Below are 12,949 nucleotides of genomic sequence, written 5' to 3'. Positions count from 1 at the left end.
GCTATGCGGCGGAACCGTACGCCTTGTCTTGGCTGCGCTCGCTCACGCATCAAGCTTTCCCGGTAATTTCTGATGCAAATCCGTCAGCTGCAAATCGCCAACGACCACCTCCAGGATCGCCTGATCCTGCGAATCGCCACGCAGGCTGACGAGGAATACCGCATCTGGTTTACGCGACGCTTCCTCCGCGAACTCTGGCCGCATCTGGCCGGGTTGATCGGCAAACAAGGGGCACCGCAGCCGGTTGTTGGGGAAACTCCGCCGGCTGAAGCCGCCAGTTTCGAGCAGCCCTTCGCTGACGAAAATGCCACCTACCCACTGGGCTCGACACCGCTGCTGACTAACGAAGTCAAGTTCGACACGCTGAGCGACGGCACGTACAACCTGACGTTCCGCGAAGGCCGCGAGCGCAGTTTCCAGCTCGGTCTGCCCCCCGATTTGCTGCAGGCGTTATGCGCCATGTTGCGTGCTGGTGCCGAGCATGCGCAATGGAATCTGGCGCTCGACTATACCTCGACGGCCGCCAGCCCAACTCCCTCCACAGGCCAGCACTCGCGCCTGCATTAGTGGAAAAACTGCAGCCCGCCAGGATCGAGTTCGTCGCCTACGGCACGCCCTACTCTGCTGCCTTTGACGACGTTTATCACTCCGCCCTCGGTGGCCCGACGCAGGCCCGGCATGTGTTTCTCGGTGGCAACGAACTGCCGCAGCGCTGGCAGGGCAAAGACCGCTTCGTCATTCTCGAAACCGGTTTCGGGACTGGCCTGAATTTTCTCGCCACCTGGCAAGCCTGGCGCGCCGACCCGCAGCGCTGTCGACGACTACATTTCATTTCTTTTGAAAAATTCCCGTTGACCGTGGAAGACCTCGCCACCTGCCAGCAAGCCTGGCCGGAATTCGGCGAACTGGCGGCGGAACTGCAAAAGCACTGGCCGCCACTGACGCCGGGCATGCACCGTCTGCATCTGGATGGCGGCCAAGTCATCCTGACGCTGATCTTCGGTGACGCTGCGACCCAACTCCGTACGGTCGACGCGTCAGTCGATGCTTTTTTCCTCGACGGCTTTTCCCCGCCCAAGAACCCCGAGCTGTGGTCGCCGCATTTCTGTAAAGGCCTGGCCAGGCTAACGGCACCGGGCGCAACCCTGGCGACGTGGACGGTTGCCGGCCATGTCCGGCAAGCGCTCAAGGATGCCGAATTCGACGTGGAAAAACGCCCCGGCCCGGTCGGCAAGCGGCAGATGCTGGTCGGCCGGTTTCGTTCACGCCGCCCAGATCGCCATGTCGCGCCGACGGATCGCCGGGCCATCGTCATCGGCGCTGGCATTGCCGGCAGCACAACAGCTCACGCGCTGGCCACTGCCGGCTGGCAAGTCACTGTACTGGAGCAGTCCGCAGAGCCCGGTACAGGCGCCTCCAGCAATCTGGCCGGTATGCTGCGCCCCTTGCCCAGCGCCGACGACAATCGCCTTTCCCGCCTCACCCGCGCCGGATTTCTCGCCACCCGCGCCCTGCTCGCCAGCTTGCCAGAGGCCCGCTGGTCACCCTGTGGCGTGCTGCATCTGGCCCGCGAACCGGAGCATGAAGCACAGCAGCGCCGCGCCGTCGAGCAACTGGGCTTCCCGCCCGAAGTGCTTCAGTTTGTAGAAAAAGAGGAGGCCAGCCGCCACCTTGGTCAGCCAGTTGATATCGGTGGCTGGTGGTTCCCGAGCGGTGGCTGGGTGCAGCCACCATCCGTCTGCCGCGCCGCGCTGGCCGCTTTTCCCGAAAAAGTCACGGTTCGCTTCAATGCTACGGTCAACCGGATAATTCGGCCAAAAACGGAATGGCAGGCGCTCGACGTTGACGGCAACGTGCTGGCCGAAGCACCCGTGCTGATCATGGCTAGCGGTGCCGCGGCGCCCCGTTTCAAGCAATTCGCCTGGCTGCCACAACGCTCGGGCCGTGGGCAAGTCAGCCATTTGCCCGCTGCAAGCGGCAACCCGCTCAATGCCGTCCTCTTCCAGATCGGCTACGCCATGCCGGAAATCGATGGCATCCAGTTGATTGGTGCTTCGCTGTCCTATGAAGACGACGACACCGCCGAACGAGAAAGTGACCACAGTGACAACCTCGCCCGCCTGCGCCTGACCCTGCCCGATTTCGCCGCCGGCCTTGACCCCACCACGCTGCACGGCCGCGTCGGTTTTCGCCCGATGTCACCGGACCGCCTGCCCATCGTCGGCGCCGTGCCGGACAGCATGGCCGCCACGCCCAACACCCGCCTGCATAACATCCCCCGCCAGCCCGGCCTTTACTGCATGCAAGGCTTCGGCGCACGCGGCATTGTCTGGTCGGCGCTGATGGCCGAGCTGCTCGTCAGCCAGCTCGAAGGCGCGCCGCTACCGCTCGAGCGCGACCTCGTCGACGCACTCGATCCCGGCCGATTCCTGATCAAAGCGGCGCGTCAAACCGAGCCGGAATCTGACGAGCATAGTTAAGCACCGGCCGCCTTCAACGCCTGCTAGACTTCACTTTTAACCCACAAAACAAAAGAGAGACACGCATGAAGATCGAAACCATTGCCGTCCATGGCGGCTATTCGCCCGACCCGACCACCAAGGCCGTGGCGGTGCCGATTTACCAGACCACCTCTTACGCTTTCGACGACACCCAGCACGGCGCCGATCTTTTTGACCTCAAGGTTGCCGGTAACATCTACACGCGCATCATGAACCCGACGCAGGACGTGCTGGAAAAGCGCGTCGCCGCGATGGAAGGCGGCATCGCCGGCCTGGCCATGGCTTCGGGCATGGCGGCGATCACCGCGTCGATCCAGACTATTGCCGAGGCTGGTGACAACATCATCTCGTCGAGCACGCTCTACGGCGGCACCTACAACCTGTTCGCCCATACCTTCCCGCAGTACGGCATCGACGTCCGCTTTGCCGACTACAACGACCCAGCCGCTGTCGAGAAACTGATCGATGCCAAGACCAAGGCTATCTTCTGCGAATCCGTCGGCAACCCGCTGGGCAACGTCACCGACTTCGAAAAGCTGGCCGAAATTGCCCACAAGCACGGCGTGCCGGTCATCGTCGACAACACCGTGCCCTCGCCCTACCTGTGCCGCCCCTTCGAGCACGGCGCCGACATCGTCGTCCATTCGCTGACCAAATACCTCGGCGGCCACGGCAACAGCCTCGGCGGCATCATTATCGACAGCGGCAAGTTCCCCTGGGCCGAACACAAAACCAAGTTCAAGCGCCTCAACGAGCCGGACGTTTCCTACCACGGCGTGATCTACACCGAAGCCCTCGGCCCCGCCGCCTACATCGGTCGCGCCCGCACCGTGCCGCTGCGCAACATGGGCGCCGCCATCAGCCCGTTCAACGCCTTCATGATCCTGCAAGGCATCGAAACCCTCGCCCTGCGCATGGACCGCATCTGCGACAACGCGCTGAAGGTCGCCAACTTCCTGCAAAACCACCCAAAAGTCACCTGGGTGAACTACGCCGGTCAGGCCACCCACAAGGACCACGCGCTGGTCCAGAAATACATGGGCGGTCGCGCTTCCGGCATCCTCAGCTTTGGCGTCAAGGGCGGCAGCGAAGGCGGCGGTAAATTCCAGGACGCCCTGCAACTGGTAACCCGCCTGGTCAACATCGGCGACTGCAAGACACTCGCCTGCCACCCGGCCTCGACCACGCACCGCCAGTTGTCCGCTGCCGAAATGGCCAAGGCTGGCGTCTCCGAAGATATGATCCGCCTGTCGGTCGGCATCGAACATATCGACGACCTGATTGCCGATCTCGATCAGGCACTCAACGCCGCCTGATCAAAAGGTACTCTACGAAAACCCGGCCGAGTGCCGGGTTTTTAGTTTGAAAAGCGCAATTATGCATCTGTTGCACAAGACACCCAGCCCTAGCACTGCTAGCGTTGGGAGATGCCGAAATACATCAGCAACGACCTCTGCCGACTGATACGTGAACGAGCCTATTCGAGCGGCAAGCTAGCCCTGCTCGATCAAGAGGAAGCCGAGCTGGAGAATATCTTTGTGCAACAGAGACAAAGATTTCGCGAGATCCGTTTAGCGAAGAAAAAACTGATCGCGCAGCTCGCCAACCTTGATGCAGAGATCACCCAGCAGCTCCCCGTTGATCCGGAAGACATCCGATCAATCAGGAATACCGCGCGCTTTGGTTCGAAGCATGGCTCTATCGTTCGCAGCATCGTCCGGATGCAGATGGCACAACCGGCACCGGTTCGCACTACAGATATGGTGAAAGAGCTTGTGCAGGAGTTCGGCTGGCCCTATGCATCCAATGAGGATATCAGCGCTTGGAAAGAAGCAGAACTCATCGAAGGGAATATCGATTTCGCAAAGTGGCGTCGAGCAAATCCAAATGACGCCAGGTGGTTGTTTGGTGAATGACCTAGCAAGCGTAATGTATGATGTAGGAATTACGTTTTCGCATCAGCCTACACCTACAAGATCAACATCATGGCATCTCAAAACCCATACAAAAGCATCAACATCGACCGCAAGAAAATGCAGCAAGCCGTTGAGGCTCTTGGTGCCCAAGACTATAAATACGAAAAAGTTGGCAACACGTTCCAGATGTCGATGTCAATCGATGGAAGCAAGTTCGGACTGAGTGTCTACGAAAACAGCGATGGCACTACGACTTTGACGAAAATGGCCAGCTTTAGCGCCGATGTTTTCACCAAGGTTGCCGACCAGATTAAGGCCTACTGCACGGCTGGCAATGGTGGCGCATTTCAAATTTCAATTCCGAAATTTCCTGGTGAGCATGCAGAAAACCTTCTGAAATACCTGAGTTCAGAGGGAGCAATCGAGATACAGAAAGCTGAGCACGGTTATCTTCTGACAAGATTCAAAGGCCACCAGGGCGACGTTCTCACGGTCAAGCAATACGATAACGGGACGATTCAGCTACAAGGCCGTTGGGCGATGCTTGCAGCTTGCGCACAAGATTTCCTCTCGACTGTTCTCCCCTACAATGAGGCGGTCAAAGCTCAGCTTGAAACGTTCTCTGTGCCGATTTCGGTCAAAGAAGTACGTAGTGAGCTTGAGGGCCGACTGCCATTCTCAGTAGCGAAACTGGACTCGGTTGTTGCCGCCCAGCTCACCTCAGCTTTGGTTATGACCAAGGTGGATCTGCATCTGCCTGACTACGGCGCAGTAGCGTTTCCTGCTCTTCGTGGCTTGGAGGGGTTTATAAAGACAGAATTGTGGAACGCAGGATTCCAGCCTAGCAAAGCCGATTCCTTTGGTGAATATTTCACGCAAGGAAAAACAGTTGGGTCGTATGCTATGCACGAAACTGTCGCCGCAAAAGCCGGGGAACCGTTGTGCTCTCTGTTGGTCGACTGCTATACGCTATATGCAGTGCAGCGACATGGAATTGCACATATGGATGCAGATCCGCAAACATCTCGTGTGATCGCTTCGTTGGCTGAAGCGCAATCGATCGTCAGTCAAGTCTTTGATATAATTGAGCGGTTTTACTGTAAGCTTACCAAGTGAATAAACACTTCATCGTTTCTCGCCGCCCGGCACCAGGGGTTGAGGCAGCCGTCTTTGCGACATGCGCTTTGAACCCTATGGAGGAAATTGGGGCGATAGAACGCGACCTTCGAAAAAAGAAGGTTGCAGGGAGAGTGTTTTTTGATTTGTTGCTAGCTCACGGCAATAAGACTAACCGGTACTTTGTTGGCGAGTTCGATGGCCAACATTTCACGTCACCACGATTCCAAAGAGCTGAGTCAGAATATGAGGCCTACTCCAAGGCTTCCGCTTCGATACTTCGCGAACATCTTCCTGAGGTCGACGCTTCTTTGTTATCCAATGCAATGCGGTTCGCGCTTCGCGAAGGCATACCGTTCTGACTAGCCGCTAAGCCAAAAAGACAAAGGGCGCTTTATGCGCCCTAATTTTTTGCCCGTTGAGCCAATCGCATCAAGCAATAAGTTATTGAAATAATTAACTTTGTGCAACAGATGCATAACAGCGTTGAAAAGCACGATTCTGTCGTCGTAGCACAATGACCAACGATTGGCTGAATGTCGCCAATGACAATCCAATAAGCATTGCAACAAATTCATCGGATCGCGCTTCAGCAAGCGGATAGATACGCTGCGCTAGCCTTGGACGACAAGCATTGTTGTTGCGTACACGCATTTGAGTAAGCAATAAGGCATCTTCTCTGTTGGTCGCTGAACATTGGGCCTGTGCGTCATGATGGCATAGAGCTACCCTTGTTGGGCAGCCCAAATGTGCCCCTAAGGCGACCTTCCATCTTGAGATGACAAACGGCAGCCAAGCTATATATCGGACATTCCCAATCAAATATCAGATTACTATTTGATTTTGGCTTTGTTGGCTGAGAGATAGTCGAGCGTAATGTTCGTCATGGTTCGTACGCCAATAGCCAATACTCGCTCATCCAGCCAGAAGCGCGGTGAATGATTCGGAAATACCGTTTCAGGCTTCGTTCCGGGTGGTACGACTCCAAGGAAATAGAACAGGCCAGGAATGACTTTCTGGTAAGCCGAGAAGTCCTCTGAGACAGTTACCTTGGGATTAACGAATACATTTTGAGACCCCAAGGTTGCTTTGAGGGACTCGGTAGCCAGCATAGCAAGACATTCGTCATTCACCGTTACGTCATAGTTTGGTGTGATTGACACGGTAGCACTACCACCTCCGCTTTCAGCAATCTTTTCTGCAGCTCGAGTAACGCGTTGCTGAATATCCGTACGCATTCCCTCATCAAGCGCACGGATCATCCCGCTCATTTCAACAATGTCCGGAATGATATTGGGGCGGTTTCCCCCGTTGATCATGCCAATGGTGATCACTGACGGTTCGAGGAGAACATTCACCTGACGACTTTCGATGGTTTGAATGCCTTGTATGACCTGAGATGACAAAACAATGGGATCAACACCCAACCAGGGTAAAGCTGCATGAGTTTGCTTTCCATTGACAACAATTTTGAATGTGTCGCCGCTAGCCATGAATGGACCTGCACGAACACCGGCCTTTCCTAAAGGGGTGCGACTGTTGAGGTGAAGTCCGAAGATTGCGGATGGCACAGGGTCCCTGAGTGCGCCCTCTTTGATCATTAAAGCAGCTCCGCCTTCTTCGCCAGAAGGAGGCCCCTCTTCCGCCGGCTGAAAGATGAAAACTACAGTGCCTTCGACACGAGCCCTTAACGAAGCCAGCACTTCAGCAACGCCCATTAGTATTGCAGTGTGACCATCGTGACCGCAGACATGGGCAACACCGACCTCTTGGCCAAGCCACGTGGCTTTTGTCTTCGACGCATACGGAAGTCCGGTTTGTTCAGTCACAGGAAGCGCGTCCATATCTGCCCTGAGCGCAACCACTGGACCGGGGAGAGCACCTTTCAAAACGGCAACTACTCCCGTTCGAGCAATAGGCGCTCGAACCTCCAATCCGAGTTGCTTGAGATGCTCTGCAACCAATTTTCCCGTTCGGAATTCACGGTTACTTAATTCGGGATGCTGGTGAATATCTCGACGCCAGGAAATTAACTTTGGCTCTAGCTGCTTGGTTAAGTCGTCAACCTGAGAACGCAGCGGAGGGTCTTGTTGAGCGCAGGTGTTCCAAGAGACAACTGTGAGCACAACGGCGATTACACGAAGCAATGGCTGCATGTCGAACTCCAAGCCAGATTATGACGAAATCCTCAAACTGATGCTGATTTAGTATATCAAGTCCGCTAAAGGTTGCCGACATAGGCATTAAGTCAGGCAAAGACCGCTTCTGGCCGAATTGAGGCAATCGCCCAACAATCCTGTAAAACATAGCTACGAAAATACCACTAGACGACTGGTCTATTTTTAGGCAAACTCCCATCCCATGAACACTCGTCACGACAACACACGCCAGCACATTCTCGAAACCGGACACCGGATCATCGCCGGCAAGGGCTTTTCTGGCGTTGGTCTGAACGAGATTCTGAAGACGGCCGGGGTACCGAAGGGTTCGTTCTATCACTACTTCGAATCCAAGGAACAATATGGCCAGGCCTTGCTGCAGGACTATTTTGAATATCGGCTGGCCGCCATGGATACCCTGCTCGGGGCCGAAGACCTGTCGGGCCGCGAACGTCTGATTGGTTACTGGCAGCAGTGGCTGGATTCGCAGTGCGATGAATGCACCGACCAGAAATGCCTGGTGGTCAAGCTGGCGGCGGAGGTGGCTGATCTGTCCGATGCCATGCGCCTGACCCTGCGCGACGGGACGGATCGTGTGATCGCCCGAATTGCCCAAGTTATTGACGATGGTGTTGCCGATGGTTCCCTGCCCGCACTGGAAGCCTTGCCGGTTGCCCAGACGCTTTATCAACTCTGGCTCGGTGCCAGCCTGATTGGCAAATTGCACCGGGACCGCAAATCGCTGGAAAACGCGATGGCCTTCACTCAAAAACTGCTTAACGCTGAATAACCAAAATCCAATCGGCCGCAATTCAAGACGGCTAATTTTTAACCAACTTGCTTAGACGACCGGTCTAATCTTGCAAAAATACATCCCTCTAGGAGACTCACCATGACTTCCCTGTTCGACCCCATCAACATCGGCGACATCGCCCTCGCCAACCGCATCATCATGGCGCCACTGACGCGCAACCGCGCTATCGCGGGCAATGTCGCCGGCCCATTAACCGTCGAGTATTACCGCCAACGCGCCAGCGCCGGCCTGATCATTTCCGAAGCCAGCCAGATCAGCCCGATAGCCCAGGGCTACCTCGACACCCCGGGCATTCATTCGCCGGAACAGATCGCCGGCTGGCGCCAGGTGACGGACGCCGTGCATGCGGCGGGTGGCAAGATTGTGCTTCAGCTCTGGCACGTTGGCCGCATTTCCCATACCTCGCTGCTGCCGGCAGGCGAAGCGCCCGTGTCCTCAACCGCCAATGCGGCGGAGGCGATGACCTACACGACTGACGGTTTTGTGCCGGTTTCCACGCCACGCGCCCTGCGCGACGATGAGATCCCAGGCCTGATAGCCGACTACCGTCGCGCCGCCCGCAATGCCATTGATGCTGGATTCGACGGCGTCGAAGTCCACGCCGCCAACACCTACCTGATCGAACAGTTCCTGCGCGACAGCATCAATGACCGCAGCGGGCCATACGGTGGCAGCATCGCCAACCGTGCCCGCCTGTTGCTGGAAGTGATGCAGGCGGTTAGCGAAGAAATCGGCGCCGGCCGCACCGGCGTTCGCCTCAGCCCGATGACCACCTTTACCGCACCGCTCGATAGCGATCCTCAGACACTCTATGGCTATGTGGTCGAAAAACTGGCCCCGCTCGGCCTGGCCTATCTGCACATCATCGAAGGTGAAACCGGTGGCACGCGCACACCGGAAGGCAAGGCTTTTGATTACGAAGCCCTGCACCGCAGCTATCCCGGCGCGTGGATGGTCAATAACGGCTACTCCCGTGAAATGGCCATCGAAGAGGTGGCCGGCGGCAAGGCCGACCTGGTCGCCTTCGGCCGCCCCTTTATCAGCACGCCGGACCTCGTTCGCCGCCTGCGTGAGGACAAGCCCTTGAACGAACTACGCGCCGACAAGCTGTATGGCGGTGGCGCCGAGGGCTACATCGATTACCCGGCACTGGCCGACTGATCGCCTTTCAACCTTGGCCGTGAGCGGAATTGTCCGGGCACGGCCTCCCTGCCAACCACTTGCCTAAAAATTTCATGCCCTCATATCGCCGCTGGCTACCAGCACTTGCCTTGGTCGTACTCTCGCTCACCTGGGGCTACACTTGGGTGGTGGCCAAGCACGGGCTGGTTTACGCGCCACCCTTTGCCTTCGCCGCCGAACGCTGTGTGGGCGGTGCGTTGTCGCTGATTATCGTCCTCAAGCTGATGGGACGACCGTTCATGCTAGTCGCCCCGTGGCAGACACTGGGCATCGGCCTGACCCAGGTGGCAGGCTTCATGGTTTTCCAGACCTGGGCGCTGGTCGAAGGCGGCCCGGGCAAGACGGCAGTACTTATCTTCACGATGCCGATCTGGACGCTGCTGATGGCCTGGCCGATCCTCGGCGAGCGTGTTCGCGGCAAGCAATGGCTGGCCGCAGCATGCACGCTGACCGGCCTGTTGTTGATCATTGAACCATGGGATATGCATGCCAGTCTGTTCAGCAAATTCCTCGGCTTGATGGCGGCTTTGTGCTGGGGGACCGGAACCATCCTGATCAAGCGCCTGCGCTCGACGACCCCGGTCGACCTGCTGACGCTGACCACCTGGCAGATGACCCTTGGTGCGGTGCCGCTGGTCCTGCTTGCACTCGTGGTGCCGGAGCAGCCGACCCACTGGACGCCTTCCTTCATCGGCATCCTTGCCTTCATGTCAGTGGCCAGTACCGCGCTGTGCTGGTGGTTGTGGATTTATATCCTCGATCGCGTACCGGCCTGGGAAGCCAGCCTTTCCGTGCTCGGCACGCCGGTGGTTGCCATCCTCTCGTCGCGCCTGACTTTTGGCGAGGAATTCAAGACCAGCGAAGTCGCCGGCATTTTGCTCATAGGTAGCGGCCTGGCACTGCTTTCACTGCTCAGCTGGGCAGCCAGTCGACGTGCCCCGGTGATCGCCAAACCCGTAACGGAACAGTCATGACCCCTTTGCAATCCACAAAACTATCGATGCTCGACCTCGTGGCTGTACGCGAAGGCGGCACGGTTGCCGAGGCGCTGGCCATTGCCCGCGACACCGCCCGCCATGTCGAAAAACTCGGCTTCACGCGCTACTGGGTGGCCGAACATCACAACATGCCAGGCATCGCCAGTTCGGCCACGGCGGTGCTGGTCGGCTACATTGCCGGGGCGACCAGCCGCATGCGCGTTGGCTCGGGCGGCATCATGCTGCCCAACCATGCGCCGCTGGTGGTTGCCGAGGCCTTTGGTACGCTGGCTGAAATCTATCCCGGCCGCATCGACCTTGGCCTGGGCCGCGCCCCGGGCACCGACCATATGACCATGCGCGCCCTGCGCCGTGACCGCATTGAAACCGAAGCTGATTTCCCGCGCGACGTGGCCGAACTGCAGCGCCTGCTTGGCCCCCTTCAGGCAGGTCAAGATGTCGTGGCAGTGCCGGGCAACGGCACCGACGTGCCGATCTGGCTGCTGGGCTCCAGCCTGTTCTCGGCCCGTCTGGCCGCCGAGCGCGGCCTGCCCTACGCCTTCGCCTCGCACTTCGCACCGGCCATGCTGCTGCAGGCCATCGACATTTATCGTCGCAACTTCCGCCCATCAGCCAAGCTCGCCCAGCCTTACTTGATGATCGGCGTGCCGGTGATCGCGGCGGAGAGCGATGATGAAGCCGAGTTTCTGGCGAGCAGCACTCATCAGCGCGTGCTCGGCATTCTGCGTGGCGACCGTCGCCCTTTGCCACCGCCTGTCGCCGACTATCTGGCGGGTCTGCATCCACAGGAACGTTCCGCAATCGGTGACTTCCTGGGTGCTGCAGTGATCGGCGGACCGGATACCGTGAGTGACGGACTGCTTGCCTTGAAAGAAGCAACCAAGGCTGATGAAATGATCTTGGTCAGCGATATTTTCGATCCGGCGCTACGCCTGCGATCCCTTGAAATCACCGCCGGTTTTTTCGCACAATAAACTGCTGGCCGCTACCAGCACCCAAGGAGACAACACATGCCACATACTTTTGAATTCAGTTACCACAACCCGACGCAGATTCATTTCGGGCCGAACAGCTTCGCCAAACTCGGCGAGCTGATTCCGCGTGACGCCAAGGTCATGCTGCTTTATGGCGGCGGCTCGATCAAGCAGAACGGCATCTACGATCAGGTTACGCAAGCGCTGGCGGACCACACCGTGGTCGAATTTGGCGGTGTCGAACCTAATCCGACGCTCGAAACACTGACTGCTGCGGTCAACCGGATAAAAGAGCAAAAAATCGAATTTATTCTGGGCGTCGGTGGTGGTTCGGTCGCCGATGGCGCCAAGTTCATCGCCTGTGCCGCGCTATATGAGGGCGATGGCTGGGATATCGTCAGTGGTAAATATGTGCCGACAGAAGCCCTGCCGGTTGGTGTTGTATTGACCCTGCCGGCCACCGGCTCCGAATCGAATGCGGGCGCCGTCGTCACCCGCAAGGCAACGCACGAAAAGCGCGTTTTCTTCGTGCCGCCTGCCCGGCCGCGCTTCGCCATCCTCAACCCTGAGGTGATGTCCAGCCTGCCGGATCGCCAGCTTGAAAACGGCGTCGTCGATGCTTTCGTGCACGTCTGCGAGCAATACATCACTTACCCGGTCGGCGCCCTTGTTCAGGACGGTTATGCCGAAGCCGTGATGAAGTCCCTGAAAGCCCTGGCCGACACCTTCGAGCAGCGGCACGAAATAAGCTGGCAGCAGAACATGATGTGGTCCGCCAACCAGGCGCTGTGCGGCGTCATCGGCCTTGGCGTGCCGGTGGACTGGGCGACCCACAGAATGGCCGTCGAATTGACGGCGCTGTATGGCATCGACCATGGACGCACGCTATCGATCATCCAGCCCTGGCTGTTGCGCGAAACAATCGAAGCCAAACGCGCCAAGCTGGAACAGATGGGTCGCAATGTCTTCGGCCTGAGCCAGCCAAGCGCCGAGGATACGATTGCCGCCATCGAAGCCTTCTACCATAGCCTGCGCATGCCAGTTCACCTTTCGGATACCGACGTAGCCGATCCCGAAGCTGCTAGCAAAGTCATGCAGGCACTGCGCGAGCATGGCAATGCCACGCTGGGCGGTCACGCCGAACTGGATGACGCCAAGACCGAGCGGATCATTTTCGCCGCCTGCGCCATTCGTCCGACCAAGGAGGACTGAGTCGCATTATTTTGGCAATGCCGGATCAATGCCGTGGTGCTATGCTGAACCGAGTTTCGACTGTGATCATCCGATAA

12 protein-coding genes are annotated in these 12,949 nt (G+C 57.9%); 11 read left to right on the top strand and 1 reads right to left on the bottom strand.

Annotated features, from left to right (window positions below; all coding sequences use genetic code 11):
* The first annotated feature begins 72 nt into the window (after nucleotides 1-72).
* The 6 genes from IPJ12_19130 to IPJ12_19105 all read left to right on the top strand — a co-directional run bounded on the left by IPJ12_19130 (nucleotide 73) and on the right by IPJ12_19105 (nucleotide 5,895).
* Nucleotides 73-567, top strand: a complete 495-nt coding sequence (locus IPJ12_19130; GenBank protein ID MBK7649210.1) for a hypothetical protein — start codon at nucleotides 73-75, stop codon at nucleotides 565-567.
* Entirely contained in the window at nucleotides 489-2,480 is a 1,992-nt protein-coding gene (gene mnmC, locus IPJ12_19125; GenBank protein ID MBK7649209.1) for a bifunctional tRNA (5-methylaminomethyl-2-thiouridine)(34)-methyltransferase MnmD/FAD-dependent 5-carboxymethylaminomethyl-2-thiouridine(34) oxidoreductase MnmC, read from the top strand. The genes IPJ12_19130 and mnmC overlap by 79 nt, the downstream gene beginning before the upstream one ends.
* A gap of 65 nt (nucleotides 2,481-2,545) precedes the next feature.
* Nucleotides 2,546-3,817 carry an aminotransferase class I/II-fold pyridoxal phosphate-dependent enzyme gene (locus IPJ12_19120; GenBank protein MBK7649208.1) on the top strand — a complete coding sequence of 424 codons (1,272 nt, stop codon included), beginning with the start codon at nucleotides 2,546-2,548 and terminating at the stop codon, nucleotides 3,815-3,817.
* Between the two features lie 111 nt (nucleotides 3,818-3,928).
* Nucleotides 3,929-4,417: a hypothetical protein gene (locus IPJ12_19115; protein MBK7649207.1), complete on the top strand. Its 489-nt coding sequence runs from the start codon at nucleotides 3,929-3,931 to the stop codon at nucleotides 4,415-4,417.
* Nucleotides 4,418-4,486: 69 nt separating this feature from the next.
* The gene (locus tag IPJ12_19110) at nucleotides 4,487-5,533 is read left to right on the top strand and encodes a type II toxin-antitoxin system RnlA family toxin (protein ID MBK7649206.1); all 1,047 of its coding nucleotides are present in this window, start codon (nucleotides 4,487-4,489) and stop codon (nucleotides 5,531-5,533) included.
* Nucleotides 5,530-5,895, top strand: a complete 366-nt coding sequence (locus tag IPJ12_19105) for a type II toxin-antitoxin system RnlB family antitoxin (protein MBK7649205.1) — start codon at nucleotides 5,530-5,532, stop codon at nucleotides 5,893-5,895. Before IPJ12_19110 ends, IPJ12_19105 begins: the two co-directional genes overlap by 4 nt.
* A gap of 471 nt (nucleotides 5,896-6,366) precedes the next feature.
* Here the strand turns inward: IPJ12_19105 and IPJ12_19100 are convergent, their stop codons facing one another.
* Nucleotides 6,367-7,701, bottom strand: a complete 1,335-nt coding sequence (locus tag IPJ12_19100; GenBank protein MBK7649204.1) for an amidohydrolase — start codon at nucleotides 7,699-7,701, stop codon at nucleotides 6,367-6,369.
* A 193-nt stretch (nucleotides 7,702-7,894) separates the two neighbouring features.
* On the opposite strand from IPJ12_19100, the gene IPJ12_19095 reads away from it, so the two are divergent.
* The 5 genes from IPJ12_19095 (at nucleotide 7,895) to IPJ12_19075 (ending at nucleotide 12,872) form a co-directional block, all read left to right on the top strand.
* Nucleotides 7,895-8,482, top strand: coding sequence for a TetR/AcrR family transcriptional regulator (locus IPJ12_19095; GenBank protein ID MBK7649203.1), 588 nt, complete (start codon nucleotides 7,895-7,897; stop codon nucleotides 8,480-8,482).
* Between the two features lie 102 nt (nucleotides 8,483-8,584).
* Nucleotides 8,585-9,667, top strand: a complete 1,083-nt coding sequence (locus IPJ12_19090) for an alkene reductase (protein ID MBK7649202.1) — start codon at nucleotides 8,585-8,587, stop codon at nucleotides 9,665-9,667.
* 74 nt (nucleotides 9,668-9,741) lie between these two features.
* Nucleotides 9,742-10,662 (top strand): EamA family transporter, encoded by a 921-nt coding sequence (locus IPJ12_19085; GenBank protein ID MBK7649201.1) that lies wholly within the window; start codon nucleotides 9,742-9,744, stop codon nucleotides 10,660-10,662.
* Nucleotides 10,659-11,660, top strand: a complete 1,002-nt coding sequence (locus IPJ12_19080; protein ID MBK7649200.1) for an LLM class flavin-dependent oxidoreductase — start codon at nucleotides 10,659-10,661, stop codon at nucleotides 11,658-11,660. Before IPJ12_19085 ends, IPJ12_19080 begins: the two co-directional genes overlap by 4 nt.
* Nucleotides 11,661-11,696: 36 nt before the next feature.
* A complete protein-coding gene (locus tag IPJ12_19075; protein ID MBK7649199.1) occupies nucleotides 11,697-12,872 on the top strand; it encodes an iron-containing alcohol dehydrogenase in 1,176 nt (391 codons plus the stop codon).
* The last annotated feature ends 77 nt before the right edge of the window (nucleotides 12,873-12,949 follow it).

The organism is Betaproteobacteria bacterium, assembly GCA_016709965.1.
Lineage (GTDB): Bacteria > Pseudomonadota > Gammaproteobacteria > Burkholderiales > Rhodocyclaceae > Azonexus > Azonexus amarohabitans.
This window is presented reverse-complemented; position numbering and strand designations above follow the sequence as displayed.